Source organism: Leptolyngbya sp. PL-A3, from assembly GCF_039962325.1.
Classification (GTDB): Bacteria; Cyanobacteriota; Cyanobacteriia; order Elainellales; family Elainellaceae; genus Vacuolonema.
Genome location: NZ_JAMPLB010000027.1, coordinates 26,007 through 48,777 on the forward strand (window position 1 = coordinate 26,007; position 22,771 = coordinate 48,777).

Consider the following 22,771-nt stretch of genomic DNA (forward strand, 5'->3'; position numbering starts at 1 on the left):
TGGCGAGCGGTTTTCGGGCTAGATTGCAAAATGAGAATTGCTGCTGCAATCAGGTCTTAACTGCATTCATGGTGTACTCGCAGAGAGGAGAGAATCCAGGCGAGTTGCATAACCCGTCAGTTCCACATAGCCTTCGCCTTGAATGGCTTGGTCTTGAAGTGTGCCTTTGAAAGCAGTCGCCCCTTCCCAGTAGGTTGCGGTGGAGGTGTTAAGTTCTTGGTCTGGAAGGAGCGATCGCCCCTCCAGGACAAGACTTAAACGGGGTATTTGAATCTGCCATTGAGATGGGTAAGCGGCTTTACTGCGGGGGCTTTTCCAGGTACCGAGGGTGTTGATCGTCCAATCATCATGATTGAGATGGGTTGTCTCGCCTGATGCGGCAACAAATGTGCCGGCTGAAGTGACCTCATTCGTACCATCTTCGTGGCGCAATTGGTAAAGCATTAAAACAGAACCGTCATTCAGTTGAATGGAAAACCAATCCCAACCGACGGTGCCCGCCGTCAAAGCACTGGTTGAGTATTCGTGGTCTTTCCAGGTTTTGCCCTGTACCTCAAAGGATTTTCCCTTTACGGTGATAGTTCCTGCGGTGGGTTGTTGAACCAGAGAGTAGTAGTAAGAGGCATTCCCCGGCTCCAGTCCTTTGATACTCAAGCCGCGATCGCCCTGCAAAATGGGGGGACGAGTTTGCTTTACTGTGAGATCAAGGGCCACATCTGCGGATTCGGCTTGCAGGCGCACAATTCCAGGTTCTAGTTCGGTGGCTGACCAATTATTGAGCCAAACTCGATAAGGGGCCGCCTCTGCACCGGCTAACCCAATCACATTTCGGCTAAACCGCTCATCAGGATAGAAAGCTTCCCCCTCAATATCGCTGACTGTAAAATGGGCCGAATAGATTTGGTTTGTACGCCAACTTGATTGCGCAGATTCTGTCGGCCCGGTGGGAGCAATCGCCTGCCGGAAGAAAGTGAGTTGAAAACCGAAGGGTCTGCCTTCTTGCGTTTCCAGATTGCCAGTGTAGTACCACCACTCCGTCTGGTAGTCATTATGGGGGCCAAAATCTTCTGGAAAGTGCCAATCCTGCACTGCGATCGCTTTCCGATATCCCCCGTTGGATGCGGGTAAATCCTGCCAGGTGACGGAATTAGCAGCGATCGCCGGAGACGGCAAACCCATAAATAAACTGCACAAGGACAGTAGCAGACAAAACCGAATGAGCAATAATCGCATTCTTGATCTCCTCACTCTTGTCTCAAAGCAGCGGCAATGTTCATGCGTCCCAACCGTAAAGCTGGATAAAGACCTGCCAGTAAAGCGGCAGCGATCGCAACCAGCCAGGCTTGCCAGAAATAACGGGCTTCGAGTGCCATTTGCAACGTCCAACCAAACGAACGAACATTGATGACATAAATCAAAATCCAGGCGAGGACAAAGCCCAGCGGCATTGCAAACACGCCCGCCAGGGTACCCATCAATCCAGTTTCCAATAGGGTGAGCCGACCTAACTGATTCGGGGTCATGCCAGTGGCACGGAGGATACCCAGTTCTCGCGTTCGTTCGAGTTGCAAACTCATCAACGTGCTAAGGACTCCAATGAAGGCGACTACTACCGACAGCAGTTGCAGGGCACTGGTAATAGCAAAGGTGCGATCGAAAATCTCCAACGACCCCTGCCGTAGACTGCGATTCGATTGCACCAGCAAACCCTGCCGCCCCTGGAATTGCTCCCGAATCGCGTTCACTGTGGCCTCAATATCAACATCGGATTGCAGGAACAGCCCCAGGGAGGCAATGCGATCGTCTTGCCACAGGTTTATATAAACGTCATCATCTAGAATGATCGTGCCGCGATCGGAGGAATAGTCGTAAAAGACCGCTAACACCGGAAAGGTGCGATCGCCCCTTGGCGTTTCTAAGGTGATGGTCTGGGGCGGCGAGGGCAGATTTTCCCGACGAATCAGGGCTTCGGAGATGATTACGCCTTCTCCAGCGTCCAGCGCTTTCCAGGGATCGGGTTCTAGCTCAGGACGAATCCAGGCGTAGGGCCGTTTCCCCTGGGACACATCGCCATCCGCTGAGATCAACTTGGCGTCCCGCCCAAAATCTGCTACATGCACATCCGCATCGTTATAACCGACGGCGAACCGCAACCCTTCCCATTGTTTCAATGCATCCGCCACTTCAGGGTCGAGCTTACCCAGGACTCGATTGGCCGTCGTTGTGGGTGGCGAGACATAAATATCGGCTTGGAGGGTTTGGTCCAGCCATTGCACCACCGTTCCCCGGAACGACCCAATCATAACTGACACGCCAACAATCACGGATACGGACACCATGAGTGCGGCGATCGCTACAGAGGTGCGGCTGAGAGAGCGGAGGATATCCCGGGGAGCTAATCGCCCCACCACTCCAAACAGACGGTAGCCCACAGGCGCGAGCACCTGCATTAGCAGGGAGATCGCGGGAGGAACCAGCAAAGCAGCTCCCAGCAACACGGAAAAGAGCCCCGCAAAAGCGGCGACTAATCCACCAGAAGACCAGCGCAGCAGGGCGACTCCCGCCAGAGAGAACCCAACCCAGGCAACCGTGAGAAAGGGCAAAAGCTTCTGGACTTTACCCTCTAACGTCGATCGCTGCAAAGTGAGCGTTGGCGTGGTACTCATCGCTTCCAGCGCAGGTAACGCAGAAGCAAACAGGGCAGCAGCGACTCCGATGATTAGCCCTTTAATGATCGTGACGTTCGACAGCGTGACTTGCTGAACAGAAACTACAAAGTAGAAGTCATTAATCGTTTGGGTGATCAATCCAACAATGCTACGTCCCAAAACAATCCCTAAACCCACGCCCAATAGGGAACCGATCACACTAAACAGCGCGGCTTCTCCAAGAATCAGGGCAAACAATTGTCCCTGAGTGGCTCCAATACAGCGCAGGATCCCAAATAGAGGGCGACGCTGCACTACGCTAAAGGTGACGGTGTTGTAAATCAGGAACATGCCAACCACTAGTGCCAACAGACTCAGAGCGGTGAGATTTAACTCAAAAGCTGCCGTCATTTGTTGCACTGCATTTTTTTGAGCTTCAGCTGTTTCTAGCTTTAAGCCAGCAGGCAGAGCCGTTTTAATTACGTCTACCTCGGTTGGGGAATGGGCGATCGCGTCGATATAGCTCAGCCGTCCCACCTGCCCCAATACTTCCTGAGCAGTGGCGATGTCGGCAAAGAGTAATGTGCTGAGGGCACGACGGTTAAGGGTGTCGTCCGTTTGGACGAGGGCAACCACCGTGACGGTACGGCGCTGTCCGGCGATGTCTAAATGGAGAATATCACCCAGTGCCACGCCATACTGAGTTGCCACATCTTGGGACAGAACGATCGCCTGAGGATTGGTAAGTAACTGAACTGAAGCGGCATCCAGGCTTTCTCCCTCAGCTCCAAAATAGTTCCGAAAAGGGGATTCTGCCAGCACATCGACCCCAACCAGGCGCATGGGTTGAGAACCCAATTCATCTGCCAGCACATAGCCTTCCACAATGGGGGCGAGGGGAATAGCGGGAGCTACTCGGTGCAGGTCAGTGTAAACGGTTTCCGGGATTCCAGTGGGGGCGATCGCCTCGACCCGATGAGTAGCACGCCCGGTAATGGCATCGGTTGAGAGGGCAAAGGCACGTTGAGCAGAGCCATTTGCCAGATCAATCGACACCATCATGGCAACACCCAGAGCAATTCCCAAAATGCAGAGGAGGTATTGCAATGGGCGCTGCCGTAGCCGTTGCCACGCCAAACGCCAGAGGGGTGCATTGGAAACAACTATCGTCATGCCACCACTTCCTCTGCCAAATCGGGATGTACAATCACGGGAATTAAGTGCCCATCTTGAACGCGCAGGACGCGATCGGCACGACGGGCAATCTCAGGATTATGGGTTGCCATGATCAAGGTTTTGCCGGTGGTGCGGGTCAGATTCAAGAGCAGTTCTAGCACCCGTTCCCCTGTCTCTTCGTCCAGATTGCCCGTTGGTTCATCCGCCAGAATTACCTGCGGGTCATGGGCCAGGGCACGCGCGATCGCAACGCGCTGTTGTTGTCCTCCCGACAACTTATCCGGATAGGTATCGAGGCGATCGCCCAACCCCACCTGATTGAGAAGATTGAGAGCCGATTGACGGGCAACGGTAGGAGACTTGCCGGCCAATTCCTGCGGTAAGGTCACATTCTCCAGCACAGTCAACGTGGGAATGAGATTGAAAAATTGGAAGACAAACCCAATGCGATCGCGACGAAACAGTGTGCGTGATTTTTCGTCCAATTCGGTAATAGCGAGGTCGTTGATGCGAATTGTGCCAGAAGAAGGCTGATCGATACCGCTAACCAGGTTGAGTAGTGTACTTTTACCACTGCCACTGTGCCCCAACAGCACGACAAATTCTCCCGTTTCAAACTGCAAATTAATACCGTTGAGCACCGTTCGCTTGACATCGCCTTCCTGGAACTCTTTGCAAAGTTCTGCTAGCTCAACCCTGGCACCTTGTGCAGGAGATGGCGTTTCGAGCGTTATTGCGGGTTTAGCGGAGGTGAATAGACTAGACCACCATGAACTTGCCGACATAGGGACACCGTTAGAATGATTCAAGCAAGCCTTCCTGGAAGACTCTTAAGAAAGCTTAACGTAGATCATCGGGCAAGCACTCATCCCACTGCTCAACTCAACGAAAACCGAGATTTGCCAGGGGCTCGCCTCGTTTGTGATGGTTACTGCACCAGGACGATCGCAGCTATGTAGCGGTATGTTCTGCCTATGGGATCGGCTTCGTACGGCCTAGAGGAGTACATCATAGAAAGCAATGGGTAAGGCGATCGCCTTGGGATCTCTAACAGGACGAGCGGCCAACGGTTGAGTGAAATGTCAGGGCAAGAGGCAAAGACTACTACTGGCTGTCTGTTGGCGTTTGATCCCAAGAACATGAAGTTCAAACGGAATAGCGAAAATCGAATTCCAGCAGATGCGATCGACATTCATGAAAGCCTCCATGCTAGATCTATATTTTGGCAAATTCCTCAGTAATAGCTTTTTTCCCAGATGCCTATCTACTGCCGGTTGGAGACATAAACCAAACACCCAGTGTGAAACCAGGGGCCATACTGAGGATCTGATTGCTTCCAGTTTAATTCCAGTGTTTCGGCTTACGGAGTGTTTCGCCAAGCTCAGGCATGTGCAATTGTCAGCAATGCTCACCGAATTAATAGCGAAGAGTTTCCAAAGCTGAAACCTGTTTCAAATTCCCCGTGCGCTGATTGCCTGTTGTTCAACGTTTCTGAATCTGGGCAAAGGGTGCAGGCCTAAACTTGAGTAGTTACAGATGGAGAATGAAATATTAACGACAATTGGCCGTTTTTGAGAAAAATTTATAACAGAATTAAGTAACTCGCTTAACCGCACCTTTGTCTTATCTTTCTAAAACAATTTCTCAACTGAAACCAGGCTCGACGAATCAACCAAAATTTGCTTGATTCTATCTCTGTAATCACAGCATGTGCTTGCTCAAGTTGCTGTCGTAGGTGGGAAACCTCTTGTTTGAGAGCCAGGTATTTTCTATCCTGGCATCCAATTACCCGCTCTAGTTCTCTTCTGACGTTCCCATAAACCTTCCTAGAGTCGAGGGCTACGTCGGTATAACCGACGCGTTCAAGAGCAGATCCATGTCGAGCCAGGAAAATCTCCAACATCTCCTCCGTAAAGTATTCTTGCCATTGCCCTGAGGTACCTTTACGGAAGAATGGATACAGAGGTGCATTGCCTTTTTGGCTATACCAGTTTTGCTCTCGCTGCTGAAGGTTCTCAAATTTACAGCATTCAACAGCAAAATTAACCCGATCCATCTCAATGGGAAAGTGAGCGAACTCTAAACATCGTAAAAATTGGGTTTCTGCATCTGCCTTCATATCTTCATATCTCAGCAATAAAAAACTTTCAGAAGCATTATCTAGCCACGAATGGACATGATCGCTCCAACTATAATATTGATCTGGTTGATTGATATTAAATGCTCTTATATGATCTATTCGATTAGCATTAAACGCCCTTAAATAGTCTCCAAAAGGCATATCAAGAGGGATAAGTTTTCGGCTTTGCATATAAAAATAGTAGGAAACTGCGACATCTCGCCCATCTCGTACGATGTAAATGACACGAGGATACTTAGAGTAAGGAATTGTTAGGTATTGACCATCACGTACAATATAGAAGACTCGTTGTTTCTCATCTCGGAATGGTTCATGGCTCTTAATTAATCGTTTCTGTTTCTGTTTAAGAATTACATCTAGATTTACATAGAGATCTGGAATAAGTTGACTGACATCAGGGTACTCTTCTCCAGAGATATAATGACCAAATAGGTATCTCAGCCAAGTATTTCCAGATTTTGGATAAGAAACCAGAAACAAATCATCTGGCCACGTATCAAACCGGATATTGTTCATAAACCATGCCTAAAAGCATTTGAGCTCTAATCTTCGGAAATAATCGGTAGAGTAATATATGATGTGTGGTGGATACTACGGTAAAGGCTAATAGTTGGAGGCGGCGAAAGCTCTGGCGTTAAAGCATTATCTTTATCAGTACAAGCAATAGTCAACCTTATTTGATGACCAGCCTTAAATATATAAGAAATAGGATGCAGGTCAAAGTTAAGTTCTGTGGGATAGTCTGATAAGGTTATAATTTCTGACTCAAAGCTTTGATGATAGGGTAATCCAAAGTTGTTATAGGGAGGCGTAGAAATGGCACGGTGAGATGCTCTCAGCGCACCTTCTGTAAGATATCTAGAAACTTTTTGTCTATCAACGTCCTCCAAATAAACAAAGAAGTCACCATCACTAGCTGTTGACGTAATCCAAAGATGGATTAAAGGATGACCTGTTATTTGTAGAGCCTTGGCTAAAGGTGCGGTAGTGTAAGTTAAACTTTTCCTATCATTCTCTGACATATCCCCATAATCGAAATTTCCCCCATAGCCATTTGTCCAACGCGTTGCTTTGCCAGAAGTAGTGGTGTAATTAACGATGTAATCATCCCAGCCATGTTTTATTTGAGGTGATTGTGTCGTTAACACCCCGTCATTGATGGAATCGATACTTCCCGAGGGTCCACCCTGAAGGTAGTATTTAGTTAGCTGTTGATGTGGTAAGGGCCATGTCCAAGCTACTTGCCATTCTTTACCCTTAGGAGCATTGAATGTATAGTAACGAATTGGTGCTGACTCCATAGTTCCGTTTTCAATTCCTTTAAGCCAGTAGTCATACCAAAGTAAATGCTCTACAGCTTGATCAAAATCATACCTTTGGCTGTGAGACCAAGGTCCAATAACGATTTTTTGAGGATTGCTCAGATTGTTGAACCATAGTAGTGCATCTCGGCACCACATATCGTGCCAACCAGACAAGTGGAATATAGCAACTCCTGATTGGTTTATTTGCTTCAGATGGCTTGAAGGACTTCGAGTTATTTGAGGAATACTTCTCGTTTTCTTATCCTGGCTATTTCGATAGGGTAAATTCTCAAACATCTCAAACACATCTCTGTTTTTTTTATGCTCTTGGAGGGCTTCAGTAAGCCACTTTCTATCCTTATCTTGAGTAACAGGAGCAACAGAAAAGCTAGAATCTAACTCTTTGACTTTGTTACTCCATTTGGCAACAAAGTCGTGACGAAAGATACCGCCTGGATAGGTGAATTCGTATAAATCAAATACTGCCATTTCCGAAAAAATAACCTTTAGGTGGGGTGGCATAGTACTCGCAGCCATGTACTGGGTGATGCCCATATAGGAATCACCAAACATACCAATATTTTTATTGCACCAAACTTGTTCAGCAAACCACTCTGTAACGTCATAGGCATCATTGGCTTCTTCTTTGGAAAAGGGACTGGTGTAAGTTCCATAGGAGGCTCCTCCTCCTCTAACATCAACAACCCCGATAATATAGCCGCACTTAATTAATCTTTCTAACCATGGCGTAACATCTAACTGTGTTTGAAGATTAGCTTCCTCCTTGACTAAACGCCTAGCCAAAATAATTAATTGCTTCAAGAAGCAACATTTTTCATTCAATTCGGCTTCTTTTGTAGATGAGCGATGATATCTATGGTGAGTCCAAATAACAGGTAAGGGATTGCTAATAATCTTTCTATCTTGAACAGGCCGAAATATATCAGCTGCCAACTTAACTCCATCACGAACGGTTATGTATTGAGAAGTTAGACTCCATCCGTTATACCCTGATTTTGGATTGTTTTGATAGTTAGAACTCAGGTTTTTTTTCGGTTCTTTGGATGCCATGAAGTTGATTCTGTTTCTCTTCGAATGGATAGCCTTACACAATTGAGTTAAGAGAGGTGAATTTAAGGAAAGCTGTACTTTGTGTAGCTTCCTTAAATTCACCATCCCGTTTCTGAAGGTGTAGCGCTATGCAAGGAAACACGTTCAATATTCTGATTAACCATGTCAGAGCTTCTAAAGCTAGAAAGAAGGTTTTTTAAAGTAGCACGACGGTTTTTTTCAAATTTCTTAGCTAAGATATGATATTCGGCAATACCTTGCTTAGCATTCAATGTCCAATTGCTTCCAGCATGAACGCGGTGATAGTACCAAGCATTTTTTAATATGCTCAAATTATTGTCTTTAGAAAGCCATATATAATTTCTCAGTATTGAATCAGTCGCGTAGGGACGTAGAACCATGTAGGGTTGTAAGGTCATTACGAACGTTTTGCAATTCAGGAAATAATTTCCTCCGTTAATTAAACAGCTAAATAGAAAATTGTGAATCAATATTTTGGATGACTGATGTAAATGGCAAATATCATCAAAATTAAAAACGTAATTTGAATAAGCCTTAAAAGAATAATGAGGAAAGGCATAGTCAGGGCAATATATAGTTCTCTCATCCCATATATTTAGAGAAAAAATGGTGTTTAAGTAATTTTTAAATATAGTGTTATCTGAGTCTAGCAATACACACCAAGGGTTGGAACATAAAGAACAAACTTGAATGCTTGTCGTGAAAGGTCCAAGATTCTGTTCTCTCCGAAAGAGCCTCACTTTACTGGAAAAATCTTTCAGGATGTTAACGCACTTGAAAAAAGTATCCTGTGATGAGCCATCATCAAGAATTACAATCTCAGAAACCCGTTGATCATGAAATATATTTTTAAGCGTACGTACTAAAAATTCGGGACGTTCATAATGAGTAATTGCAACTGAAATTCTTCTGGACTCATGGGGAAAGGACTTAGGTCTATCAAATCTAAGGATGAATGGTTTCGAATAGAGCACCCGTTCGATAGGAGAATATAGAACTTCATATATGGGTATATCCGCTAGCTTGTCATGAATTTCTTTAAATATAGTTGTGTCAAAGGCCATACTTGGGTTCACCCTCATACTAATACTGTTGAGTTTGCAGAAGCTAGAACAAGCGTTTTCTGAACCATTCGTAAAATGACATTAAAATACCGATCAAATATAGATAGATTCTAAGTGCTTCTCTCTTAAAAGGCTTATGACTGTGGTAGTACCAGTAGGATTCGTGAATGAAGCTTGTCCACTTGTCATCATTCATGAAATTAACAAGCACTGCTATTGAAGGAGTAATTACCTTGGTAGTATGCCACCATCCACTAGGAATAAAAATACTTTCTCCCTCTCTAACTAGCACTTTAATCTGCTTAGCTTCTGCAAATAAAGGAAATTCTTGTAAATCGGGATTTTCAATATTTTGAATCGAGGATACATCCCTTTGAGTACTTTTCGGGTAGAGATATTCTGAATCCGAAGGGGAATAGAGATAGAATTCCTTATCACCACAAATTTGGGTTACGAAACCGTGGCTTTTGAATAGGTCATAGTGCAAAAAAGGAAATCCTGAGCCCTCTCCTCCGATAAGAAGCTCTACCATTCCCTTCCTCATTCCCCAGGATCGCTCCAGCACTTTTGGTAAAAGCTTATTTTTTAGTCTATTTGGAAGCGTATAGGAAATATCTGGTTGCAAATACTCCATCAATTCGGGGAAAAAGATGGGTATGTTTGTTTCTCGTAAATAAGGAGATTTACCGTCCTTCTTTAAGACTAAATCTATAAACTCTGAGAACTTATAAGCTCTTCCATCAATTTTTATCCGTTGAGTAGTGTATTTGTCTCTAAAAAAACTAAAGCTCCAAGCCTCATGTGCCTGCCATTGGTCTGTAGCGTCTTTAATAATAACAGGCTGACATAGCTTCAAATATTGGTTTACAAACTCCTCGTAGGACAAGCTAGAAACCTGTTGAATTGTATAGCTCTCTTTAGGATCAGAAAATATTAGATCATTAAGCATATAGATACTTCCAGACTCCTCAAAATAGCTAGTAATTACATTTTTCTAAGCCAGATGCTTCCACCACCCCAAGTATGGTGACCATTCCATTCATAATTAACGCCTTTCAAACACAAAGGCATTTCGGCAACAAACAGATCATGGTAAAAATATTGCAAGAAGGTATTAAAAAACTCAATTTCAAAGGTTTTGTTGTATTGCAAGAAAGCTCTCAGCGTGTACATTTCATTCCATACTCTTTTGTTATAGACCCACTCTTTGGGATATTCAAAGGGATAAAAGACATCATGAAAATGTATCAGAACTCCACTTTTTAGGGAAGGTAGTACTTGAAATAATATATAATTAACGTCACTATTTATTTTTGATATATGGGTAGAGTCAATGAAAAGAATATCATTATGAGATAATTGTTGAAAGTATTCAAGTTCAACATCTTGAACATGTTTCCGAATCAATTGGAACTTTGTTTCCTCCTTCTCATTAAGTAACGCGAAAATATTTTCTGGATGTGGTTCAATACAAATACAACTTAATTTTTCATCTAGAAAACGCTCGTTCGTATCTAAAATCAGACATGACGAATATCCGGATCCACCAATTTCTATGACTGTTTGGGGCTGGTAATGCCGCATCATACAGTAAAGAAAGATCGCGTCAGAGTATGGATATAAATAATTCTCGAAGTAATATCTTAAACCTTTTACTTTGTGGCTTGAAAATGGCTGCTCGTCATAATATGCTTTAAAGCTCCCAAATAATTTCAATTGTTTTTCCTCGTTTAAGTTAATGCCTGGTATTTCTCTCGGTCTATTTTCAAAAATCTCCTTTTCCTTAGATCGGACTTCCTGGAAGGATGGAATTGGAGAATAGAAGTGTCCGGGAGGTACCTCCAGATCAACCAGTTGTTTTGTAAGTATAGATACTTGATTGGAATAATCGTCTAATTGGTCGTAAATGCCTTTCAAATAAGGTAGGCTTCTAATTGCTTTCTTCAATTGTTTTTTCATATTTTATCTAGCCTTCTGAACCTGGATTATTACTTGAATCTTTTCTACGATTTGACAGTTTACTCCCAAGTAGTAATTATTTTTAATCCTGGTAAAGTCTCATATAATTTTTCAGTTTTTCGGCTAGGATTGGAGAATCAATGATAGTGTGATGAACTCCTGGTATTTCATGTATCTCTATTCCATTGATAAAGATCTCAGACCAGCCCAAGTATGGATCGAGATAAATGCCTGGAGGCTGTTGCTTAGCTCTAAAAAGCACTACTCGTCCCGGGTAGATTTGAGGTATATAGTCATCGACTGCCTGAAGGTTTGCTTTTTGAACTTTCTGGAGCGCTTGAGGTAAAGGAAGTGCAATACTTGCCAAAGTTCTGAGAAATATATTACTGTAATAAGCTTTTGTAGATCTTTGTAGAAGAAAAATCTCCCAGGAATTGAGACGCTTTTCTAGATGGCTTAAATGGCTAGAATGATGACGATATATATAAGATGCGGCTCGATTCTGACGGATTATGTATACACGATGAATGGCTTGATCTTCGATAAAGTGATTTTCATTGTGATCTTTTGCTTGATTTATACCGGTGTTATCCTGTTTGTTCCCGATTTGCGTGGAAGACTTTTGAGGAAATTTTGAATTACATAACTGTTTCAAAAAAATAATTTGTTGAGGGTTTAGCACATGCCGAGCTAAGCTCTTGACGCTACCCAGAATAACTATTTTTATGTTTGTCCATGCTTTTTGAATATAAGCCCATATTTGTCGAATTTTAGTAAGCCCTAAATTGAATAGATGGCGCCATATTCCTATATCAAACATTACCCACCACAACACTGAGAAGAACCGTGGCACGGGTGGCAGTAATTGTGGATATTTGGGACCATAGGAATCTAATAATGCAAGTAGTGCTACTTCCTGACCTTGCTGACGAAGTCGTTGTGCAATTTCCAGAGCTACCAATCCTCCTGTCGAAAGCCCTGCAAAAAAATAAGGTCCGCTTGGCTGGCGAGCTCTAATTAAGGCAAGATAATGAGTTGCCATGTCCTCTATGCGAGTATCGGGAGTGTACTTGCCATCGAGACCTCTAGGCTGTAATCCATAAACTGGTTGATTTGGTCCCATCCGTAAAGCTAAGTCTCGATAGACAAGGAGATTAGCACCTCCTGCATGCATATAAAAAAGCGGAGGAAGAGAGGGATCCCCTTGCTGCATGGTTACTATTGAAGACCAGGGGTCTAACCAGTTTTTCTGACGGATAGTATTTGCTAGACTCGGGATTGTTGCTGATTGAAAGAGGGTGGATAAAGGCAAGTTTTTCCCAAAAATTCTCTCTATTTTAGCAAATAGACGGACTGCAAGAAATGAATTGCCTCCAATCTCAAAAAAGTTATCCTGACGCCCAATTGACTTGATACCCAAAAGTTCTTTCCAAATCTTTGTGAGTTGCTGTTCTAATTCATTCTCTGAATTTTCAAGTGTTTCTTCAAAGTCCAAATCATTTTGCTTAAGTACAGGTAGAAGACGGCGATCTATTTTGCCATTAGGAGTCAGGGGCAGGGAATTCAATACGGAAATTTTCGAAGGAATCATATAGTAGGGTAACTTTTGCTTCAGAAAATTCCGTAGTTGGCTTGAAGCTTGGGTTGAGTTGAAATTTTGGGCAACACTATTTAGAACAGCATAGGCAACGAGTTGTTTGTCTTCAAAGGCATTCTTCTGGTAAGTCACGATTGACTGCATAATGAAAGGATGTTGGGAAAGGGCAGTTTCAATTTCTTCTAATTCGATGCGAAAGCCACGAATTTTTACTTGATTATCAATACGTCCCAGAAACTCAATGTTGCCATCGGGAAGATAACGGGCTAAATCTCCTGTCTTGTATAGCTGCTGAGCTAGGTCTTTCCAGCGAAAATTGCCCTGATCCTTGCCAAAGGGGCTAGGAATAAAATTTTCTTCTGTTAGCTCAGGCCGACTCCAATACCCCCGGGCTAAACCATCTCCCCCAATGTAAAGCTCGCCGGGTACACCAATTGGCACAGGTTGAAGATGCGTGTCAAGAATATAAACCTGGGTGTTGGCGATCGCCCGACCAATTGAAACAGAACTTCCCAATTCACCCGATTTTGGAACTCGGTAACAACAGGTAAACGTCGTATTTTCGGTCGGACCGTAGCCGTTAATTAGTTGGCAACCTTCTACTTGCTGTAGAAACTTCTGAACGTGGGGAAGTGATAGAACATCACCTCCTGCTAGTAACTGTCGTAGAGATTTTAGGTTCTCTAGCCGTTCATCAACCATCAAATGAAACAACCCCGCTGTAAGCCAAAGCGTTGTCACTTGGTAGTGTTGAATAGCCTGGCCTAGCTCCTCTAAAGAGGGCATATAGGAAGGGAAAATCGCTAGCCTGGCTCCGTTCAGTAAACTACCCCAAATCTCAAAGGTCGAAGCATCAAACGAGATGGGGGCAAGTTGGAGAAATGTTTCGTTTGAGTCTAAGTTTGCGTAGTCAACACCTTTAACAAGACGGACAACACCTTGATGGGTAATGCAAACCCCTTTAGGCTGACCTGTCGAGCCAGAGGTATAGGTGACGTAAGCTAGATTGCTTGCTGATACCTCACATGGACAGTTCCCCTGGTCCTGATGATGAATTGCAGCTTCTGTATCAAGGCAAATAGTACGTGCCCGACCGGCAGGTAACTTCTCAATAAGGGACTTTTGGGTCAGAAGAACAGGTATTTGAGTGTCTTCTGCCATGAGCCCGAGGCGTTCAGCAGGATAGGCCGGATCAAGGGGAACGTAAGTTCCTCCTGCCTTGAGGATGCCAAGGAGTGCGACTATCATGAGGGGCGATCGCTCTACACAAATTCCCACCAGTACCTCAGGGCCTATCCCTAATTCCTGTAAGTAGTGGGCAAGTTGATTGGCACGGCTATTCAGTTCTTGATAGGTTAGTTGCTGCTGTTGGGAATCAATGGCAATAGCATCTGGGGTATTTTTTACCTGAGCCTCAAAGAGCTGATGGATGCACATATCCCTGGGATAATCCCTCTGCGTCTGATTCCATTCCACTAATAGTTGATGCTGTTCCTCAGGTGTTAGTAGAGGGACGTGTGAGATGGATTGATCGGGATTAGCGACAATACCTTCCAGCAACGTTTGGAAATGCCCGGCCATCCTGGCTATGGTGGTAGCCCGAAATAGGTCGGTGCTGTACTCAAATTGCCCTTTGATGCCTTCTGGCGTCTCTTGAAGTTCGAGGGTTAGATCAAACTTTGCTGTACGTGTATGAATTTCTAATGGAGTGAGCGTTAATTCTGGTAGTTGCCATGCTTGTTGAGATGGTTTTTGGAGAACAAACATGACCTGGAAGAGAGGCGTATAGCTGGGATCCCGTTCCAGTTGTAATTCCTCTAATAATTTTTCAAAGGGCAAATCTTGATGGGTATAGGCATCCAATGCAATTTTCCGAACACGCTCTAACAATTCGCGAAAGCTGGGATCACCGGAGAGATCGGTACGCAACGCCAGGGTATTAGCAAAAAATCCAACTAGGCGTTCAATCTCGGGTTGGTTACGTCCTGCGATCGGTGTTCCCACGACTATGTCTGCTTGCCCAGAGTAACGAAAGAGCAAAATCTGGAAGCCCGCCAACAACGTCATAAAAAGGGTTGTGCCCTGTTGTTGGCTCAGAGTCTTGAGAGCTTGTGTTAAACCTCTGGGGAGTTTTAGGGAGTAGCAGGCTCCCTGATAGGTCTTAACAGGGGGACGTGGATAGTCTGTGGGTAACTGGAGTACAGGAAGGGGGCCGTTCAACTGCTGTTTCCAGTAGTTCATCTGAGACTGGAGGATGTGCCCTTGACAGTAGCGCTGCCAAACCGCAAAGTCAGCATATTGAATGGGGAGATTGGAAAGTGGGGCAGGCTGATGGTTGATAAATGCTACATAAAGATCTGCTAATTCTCGGAAGGAGATGTCAAATGACCAGCCATCCGAAATCATGTGATGCATGTTGAGGAGTAGAATGTGCTCCTGTTCAGCAAGCTTTAGTAGCTTGGCACGAAACAATGGGCCTCGCTGTAGATCGAAGGACCGTTGAGCTTCCTGGTTAAGCTGTAAGCTAGCTTCAGCCTCCTGCTGATCGGGAGGAAGTTCCTGTAGGTTTAAAGCTGTCAGAGTGAAGCCTTCTGAAGAAATGGTTTGGACGGGTTGCCCATTTATAGAAGGAAATGCGGTTCTGAGGACTTCATGGCGTTGAACCAGGGTCTCCAGGCTTTGCTTTAGGGCAGGTACATTGAGCGAACCGCTTAGACGGTATGCAACAGCAATACAGTAAGTAGGCTTACCCGGTTCCATGTGTTCTAGGAACCAAAGACGTTGCTGAGCAAAGGATAGTGGAAGCTCTTGATCGCGGGAGACGGGTAAGATTGGTGCAGAATCAGAATGTATAACCGTGGATCCGCTCTGCAGAAAAGCGAGGATTTCCGCTTTCCGCTCCCGCATCTGCTCCAACAGATCAGCCGTCAGAATCTCCTGGGGAGCATCATAGCGGAGGCTATTATCATCAACCCAAAGTTTCACGTCTAAGCTATGAAGATGAGTGAGCAATTCACTAATGGGTTTCATAAAGTCTCCCCTCTGGCTTGAGATCATCTTTACAGTTCACCAGCAACACGTTGGTGAAGTGAGTTATCTTGCTTTACCGGATTACCAGCCAATTGTTCTTCCAGGAGATCAACTAAATGAGTAACACTGATACCCTGAAGAAATCTCACAATGGGGATATCTGCATTGATACTATTTTTCAACGCATTTTTCAGCTCAACAGACATAAAAGAGTCAATGCCGAGATTGATGAGAGGTTGCTGAATGTCAATTTGTGAAGAACCGTGGCCCAGTACCTTTGCAACCAATTGCTGAGTGTAGGTGGTTAGGAGGGAGTGGCGATCGCCCACATTCGCTTCCTGCCATTGTCGTAGAAAATCTACCTTCTCGGTGTTTGGCTGCTCATTTTTAACAAGTTGTTGCACTTGTTCTGCGATTCCCAAGAGTAAAGAGGGTTCATGGCCCGATGAGAATTGCCGTAAAAACTTTGGCCAATCAATGGGTAACACTCCAACTTGAGTCGCATTCCGACTCAACAGAGTTTCTAGTATTTGTAGACCTTGGGTGGGTGAAATCATCTCTACACCCTGAGCTGCAATTCGATTTTGAACCTGGCTTCCCAAATGAGCTGCCATCCCCGATGCCTGCCACAATCCCCAATTGATACTTAATCCTGGTAGCCCTGAAGCCCGACGATAGTGAATTAGAGCATCCATAAAGGCGTTAGCGGCTGCATAATTTCCCTGCCCTGGTGAGCCTAACAACGATGCAACTGAGGAGAAACAGACAAAGAAATCTAACGAAAGATTTTGGGTCAATTGGTGCAAATTCCAGCTTCCCTGAATCTTAGGTGCCATTATTCTGGTTAACCGTTCCCAGGTTTGTTGCTCCAAAATGCCGTCATCGATAACCCCAGCTGCATGAATAATGCCCTTGAGCGGCGGCATTGTTGTTTGAATTGTTTGTAGGACTCGAGTAATATCCTCTAGATTGGAGACGTCAGCCCGGCAAACTTCTATTTGAATACCTTTCTGTTGCAACTGATTCAGTGTTGCTTGTGCTTTTTGAGAAATACCGCTGCGCCCTATGAGTAGCAGATGGTTTGCACCCTGGTTTGCCATCCATTCGGTAACCAGTAACCCAAGGGCACCGAGCCCTCCTGTGATCAAGTAAGTTGCCTGGGAAGCAAATAGGGAAGGAGCTGGCTTGGACTGTGAAACTGATCCCGTACGTTGTGCCAGTCGAGCGACGTAACGTTGATTGCCCCGTAAAGCAATTTGAGTTTCTCGTTCATGGGACAAGAGTTCCTCAAACAAAGATTGGCATTCCTGGGGCAAAATTTGAGAACTGAGATCAACGGAGGTGCAGAGTAGTTCTGGATATTCGTAATTTATCGTCTTGGCTAACCCCCATAACGGGGATTGAGCAACGGACAAGCTCATGTCCTGCGACGTTACAGGTTGGCTACCCGTGGATACAAGCCAAAGGCGAACTGGATGTTGCCAATGGATTTTAGTGAATGCCTGAACGAGGGACAGAACAGAGCCACATCCAACTTTCTGGGCAGTCTCTAAAGAATCAAGAGTGATTTCGGTTGGAACTTCCAGGCTCCACAGGTGGATAACACCTTGTAAGGGAATTTGCTCTAGTAGGGCAAGCTCCTGGAATAACTGCTGGAAATCTTCTGGGCAGGTAGGGTTAACTTGATAATTGCCTGTTTCTAGAACCTTGTAGTTTTCACCCGATAGGACTGTGATGCAAATATCACCTTGGGCTTCCAGAAGAACCTTTAACCTATTACTCACCCCCAAGCTATCTGCAAAAATTATCCAACTACCGCTATGGTTTGTTTGCTGGGCGTTAGCCATTGAGGGCCGAGGTTGACGTTGCCATTCAATGGTATACAGCCAGTCATTGACATTCTGTTGTTGTTCGTCTTGGAGTTGTTCATCATGCATATCACGTTCGAGGTCGCGAACGCGTAAGCCAAGCACCTCAGCCAGTATTTGCCCCTGCTCATTGAGAATTTTAACGTCACCTTCGACGTGATTGAGATTAGTAAAGTTGGATTCACTTCGTGCGATCGCATGGCACCAAACTTGTGGTGTCAAGGCCTGGTAAATATGGAAACCACGCATCCCTGCAAAGTATAAAACTCCTGGATGGTATCCAATGTCAGCAGGTAGTGCGGCCAGCAGAACCTGTACGCAGGAGTCAATGAAGGCCGGGTGATTCAAGTCAATATTCGATTCCTGCTGTAGCGCTTCGGGTAATTGCACGCGCCCCAAGACTTCGCCATCACGCCGCCAGATATGCTCGATTCCTCGGAAACTGGAGCCATACTCAAAACCGAGTTGCTGATAGCGTTGGTAGAATTTGGCTCCGGTCAGTTCTTCTGGGCAGCGATCGCGGATCTCTTGCAGGTGCAGATTGTCCTGCTGCACAGCTTCCTTCTTAGGAGTCAATGCACGATGCTGAACAATCTGTGGTTGCCCTAGATGTTGCTGAGCATTAAATTTATCTTTGAGTTCTTTCAGGTAAGGCAAACTTTGCAGCACTAACTCAGAAGGGAGACCAAAGTCTACTTGACAGGCGACTTCTGTGACTCCGATCGCCTGGAACTTCTGGATGGATTTACAACAGCTTTCGGGTGAGCCGAATATGGCCATGTTTCGCTCAACTAAGCGATCGCACACAAAGCGTACGTAATCTTGAAAATCTGCCGCTGTTAATTGCGTGATATCGAGCTTTTTGCCCTTATGCAAGAACGAGAAGCCACTAAACATTAGAGGTGCGTCTGATTTATACCAATCGTTTAATGCAGCGGCAGCCTTTTCAACGGCATGATGAGCATCCTCTTCTACAAACGCCTGTACCCAAACCGTGATTTCATAGTTTTTGGGATCATAACCATTCTCAATTAGGGATTGATGGTATAGCTTAATCTTCTCACCTAATTCATCTGGATCATGAACTTGCATATGAGTTAACAGATTAGCCCCAATTTCACCGGCTTTGATGAAAGTGGTAGGGCTCATTCCCGCAGCTACCCATAGGGGGAGCTCAGGCTGTATGGGCGTTGGATAGGTCTTGACCTCTACTGATTTGCCATCACCGCCTTCACGCCAAATGGGCTCACCTCTCCAGAGTTGCCTTAATATCTGAATATCCTCATACAATTGTTGGTGGCGATTTTGATATTTATGGGGGGAAAGTACGAAATCATTGGGATGCCATCCTGTTGCACAGGCTAATCCGACTCGGCCTCCGGAAAGATTGTCGAGCATTGCCCAATCTTCAGCAATTTGGATGGAATTGTGTAATGGTAGCAGAACGCTACCAGCGCGTAGATTAATCTGTGTCGTTTCTCGAGCTAATGCAGCTAACAGTAGCTGAGGACTGGGGAAAAGACATCCCATTGCACTAAAGTGCCGCTCTGGAACCCAAACGGATGAAAATCCATTTTGATCCGCAAATTTTGCCCCTTCAATAACTAAACGGTACTTATCCTGGGACGTGCTTCCTTCACCGCTAGAAAAATTAAATAAGCTAAATTTCATGATTTTAATATACCTAAACGGATTGTTTATTTATTTGAATCTTGCCCGTTGCGTGTAATATCCATACATGGTTTGGCTCGGCATTTGTAAGCTGGCTATAGATTTCAAATGCAGTTTCTCCATCAGACTTTGGAGAAAGAATGAGCTGTGCTCTACGAACATCATTTTCTCGCAGGAATAAAGCTTTTTGGAATTCTACGTCCTCCAAGAAATAAGAACCTATGCCAAAAACTTCATCAGCACCCGCCTGGGCAATTCCTAAATACGCCGTGCCGGGTAGAACAATAACCCCTTGAATTCGATGATCGTTTAAATATGGAAAAATTCGGTTGCTTAACTCGATTTCCCAGAAGTAACTACCAGGAAGATGAGCCAGTTTATTGAGAGGCCGAAGCAACTCTCGAAGAGTGACTGAATGACTGGAAGTTTCAGCCGTTTTTTTAGAAGTCGTTGAAGGGGGCTGAATCCAATAGCGCTGACGTTGAAATGGATAGGTTGGCAGCACCACACGTTGCCGCTCGTCACCATATTCAAACCCTGACCAATCTACATCCACTCCAGACACATACAATCGGCTTAAACTCTGGAGGATTTGCTCCCAATTGGAATATTTAGGGTGTAAGGAAGGAAGCCATTCTCCTTTCTTATCGGGTAAGCATTGACGCCCCATCGCTAACAAGGTCGGTCTTGGCCCAACTTCCACAAAAATTTCTGTACCTAGCCCGTCAAGGGTTTCCATGCCAGCGGCGAACATGACGGGCTGTTGTAGATGACGGCACCAGTACTCAGACGTTGCAATTTCCTCAGTGATCAGCTTCCCGGTGACATTGGAAATGATATTGAGGTGAGGTGGGGAATAGTTCATCTGCTGAGCAACCTCCTCAAACTGAGCCAGGATTGGTTGCATTAGCGGTGAATGAAAAGCATGGGATACAGCTAATTGCTTGGTCTCAATATTTTGAGCATGTAAGCTGGTGACGATGGCTGTAACGGATGAAGATTTGCCAGAAATGACAACGTTGTTGGGGGTATTAATGGCAGCGATCGCCACATCCCTACCATAAACCTGAATAGCTTCCCGTACGCTCTCCACGGAAGCAAGCACAGCTACCATCTCACCGCCTGGAGGCAAGGATTGCATGAATCGCCCTCGCGCCGCTACTAGCTTCAGCGCATCCTCCAGGCTAAAAACGCCAGCGGCACAGGCGGCCGTATACTCCCCTAAACTATGCCCTATTACCACTCTAGGTGCGACTCCCCAAGATTTCCATAATTGGTAAAGAGCGTATTCCAAGGCAAATAAAGCAGGTTGCGTATAAACTGTCTGATCAATGAGGCTTGGTTCAGATAGAACTTCCAGTAAGGGAATATCCAGATAGGGATACAGAATCTCCTGGCATTGATCAAGGACAGCTCGGAAACTAGGTTGGGTTTCATATAACTGCTGCCCCATCCCTGCATACTGCGAGCCCTGTCCTGTAAACAGAAAAGCTATCTTAGGCTGATTGCTACTTTTTACGCCTATTTGACCTGCTCCTTCTCGATTACTTGTGAAAGCCACTAACTTCTCACGTAGGGTCGTCGTGTTAGAAGCAATCATGCTAAAGCGGTGATCAAAGTGCGATCGCCCTACATTGGCTGTAAAACAAATATTTCCTAAACTTACCTTCGGATTCGTCAGCAAATATTTCTCATGCTGCTTGATGAGCTGATGAAGTGCCTCTGGGGTTTTAGCCGATAGAGTAAAAATGTGTGCGGGCCGCTCAATTTTTGGTTCTATGGGTGGTTGTATCGGCGCAGATTCTACCAGGACATGGGCATTGGTACCACTCAACCCAAAAGAACTGACCCCTGCAATTAATGGTTCTCCTGATGAAATCAAAGCTGTTCGTTGGGTGGGAACAGTAATGGGCAATTCATCCCATGCAATATTGGGATTGGGCTGTTTAAAGTGTAGGTGTGGTGGTACTTCCTGATGTTGTAATGCCAGTACCACTTTGATCAAGCCTGATATTCCTGCAGCTGCATCTAAGTGACCAATGTTGGTTTTGACGGAGCCTATTATGAGGGGATTATTGGGCGATCGCCCTTCGCCCAACACTGCGCTTAACGCCCTCACCTCAATGGGATCGCCCAACACAGTTCCTGTTCCATGTGTTTCTACATAACGCACTTGGGCGGGCTTAACGCGAGAGCTTTTAAGAGCTTGGCGAATTAACTCTTGCTGTGCTGTGCCATTGGGAACGGTCAACCCACTGCTTGGCCCATCATGATTAACCGCTGATCCTCGAATCAGGGCGAGAACGTTATCCCCATGTGCTATTGCATCGGAAAGACGTTTGAGTACGATAACACCGCACCCCTCCCCCTGCCCAAACCCATCCGCAGAAGCATCAAAGGTCTTACAGCGCCCATCCGGGGATAAAACCCGCATATTGCATTGACCCACCGTCACCTCTGGTGTGAGGATAAGATGCACCCCTGCCGCCAGAGCCATCGCGCATTCGCCTGCCCTGAGGCTTTGACAAGCCAGATGCACGGCAACTAATGAGGAGGAACATGCTGTATCAATGGCCATGCTGGGGCCTTGCAACCCTAAGGCATAGGATAATCGTCCGGAAGCAAAGCAAAAACCGTTCCCTGTACAAGCATAGACATCAATATTTTTCAAATCCTGCGAATTGAGAATGAGCTTGGCATAATCATTTTGACCAATGCCTACAAAAAAGCCTGTTTGACTTCCAGAAAGTTCGTTTGGGGCTTGTCCAGCATGTTCCAAAGCTTCCCAACTGACCTCCAACAACAACCGCTGTTGGGGATCTAGACTGGCTGCTTCTCGAGGAGAAATTCCAAAGAAAAAGGGGTCGAACTGATCAACGTTCTGTAAGAAACCGCCCTGTTGAGTGTAAATCTTTCCTGCGGCGTCTGGATCGGGATCATAGTAAGCTTTACTGTCCCAACGTTCATGAGGGCGTTTTGCGATCGCATCTACCCCATCACATAGGAGCTGCCAGAAACTTTCTGGATTATTTGCACCACCGGGAAAGCGGCAACCCATACCGACAATAGCGATCGGTTCTGTCTTTGAGCGATCGGCATGCTCAAGCTGTGCTTTCGCTTCTTTGAGAGCTAGTAATAAGCGTTGAGATGAAGTTAGCTCTGCAATTTTGTCATCAGTTTGGGTCATACCGTCTTTCTTCCCAATCTATTCGTATAATTTAT

At 45.4% G+C, this 22,771-nt stretch carries 11 protein-coding genes; all 11 read right to left on the reverse strand.

The features are described 5' to 3' along the window. Positions 1-66: 66 nt before the first annotated feature. Positions 67-1,233: a lipocalin-like domain-containing protein gene (locus NDI52_RS19550; protein ID WP_348256506.1), complete on the reverse strand. Its 1,167-nt coding sequence runs from the start codon at positions 1,231-1,233 to the stop codon at positions 67-69. An 11-nt stretch (positions 1,234-1,244) separates the two neighbouring features. Beyond that, on the reverse strand, positions 1,245-3,821 hold the full coding sequence (locus NDI52_RS19555) for an ABC transporter permease (protein ID WP_190775750.1): 2,577 nt from the start codon (positions 3,819-3,821) through the stop codon (positions 1,245-1,247). Next, positions 3,818-4,609, reverse strand: a complete 792-nt coding sequence (locus NDI52_RS19560; protein ID WP_190775749.1) for an ABC transporter ATP-binding protein — start codon at positions 4,607-4,609, stop codon at positions 3,818-3,820. Before NDI52_RS19560 ends, NDI52_RS19555 begins: the two co-directional genes overlap by 4 nt. An 821-nt stretch (positions 4,610-5,430) precedes the next feature. Then, positions 5,431-6,480 (reverse strand): sulfotransferase domain-containing protein, encoded by a 1,050-nt coding sequence (locus NDI52_RS19565; RefSeq protein ID WP_190775748.1) that lies wholly within the window; start codon positions 6,478-6,480, stop codon positions 5,431-5,433. A 26-nt stretch (positions 6,481-6,506) separates the two neighbouring features. Further along, positions 6,507-8,339, reverse strand: a complete 1,833-nt coding sequence (locus NDI52_RS19570; RefSeq protein ID WP_190775747.1) for a CocE/NonD family hydrolase — start codon at positions 8,337-8,339, stop codon at positions 6,507-6,509. A gap of 98 nt (positions 8,340-8,437) precedes the next feature. Next, positions 8,438-9,424, reverse strand: coding sequence for a glycosyltransferase family 2 protein (locus tag NDI52_RS19575; protein ID WP_190775746.1), 987 nt, complete (start codon positions 9,422-9,424; stop codon positions 8,438-8,440). A gap of 43 nt (positions 9,425-9,467) precedes the next feature. Beyond that, on the reverse strand, positions 9,468-10,373 hold the full coding sequence (locus NDI52_RS19580; RefSeq protein WP_190775745.1) for a cupin-like domain-containing protein: 906 nt from the start codon (positions 10,371-10,373) through the stop codon (positions 9,468-9,470). A gap of 35 nt (positions 10,374-10,408) precedes the next feature. Then, positions 10,409-11,383, reverse strand: coding sequence for a class I SAM-dependent methyltransferase (locus tag NDI52_RS19585; RefSeq protein ID WP_190775744.1), 975 nt, complete (start codon positions 11,381-11,383; stop codon positions 10,409-10,411). Positions 11,384-11,465: 82 nt separating this feature from the next. Then, entirely contained in the window at positions 11,466-16,010 is a 4,545-nt protein-coding gene (locus NDI52_RS19590) for a non-ribosomal peptide synthetase (RefSeq protein ID WP_190775743.1), read from the reverse strand. 29 nt (positions 16,011-16,039) lie between these two features. Further along, positions 16,040-19,549, reverse strand: a complete 3,510-nt coding sequence (locus tag NDI52_RS19595; RefSeq protein ID WP_190775742.1) for a bifunctional LLM class flavin-dependent oxidoreductase/SDR family oxidoreductase — start codon at positions 19,547-19,549, stop codon at positions 16,040-16,042. A gap of 13 nt (positions 19,550-19,562) precedes the next feature. Beyond that, a complete protein-coding gene (locus NDI52_RS19600; RefSeq protein WP_190775741.1) occupies positions 19,563-22,736 on the reverse strand; it encodes a type I polyketide synthase in 3,174 nt (1,057 codons plus the stop codon). Positions 22,737-22,771: the final 35 nt, after the last annotated feature.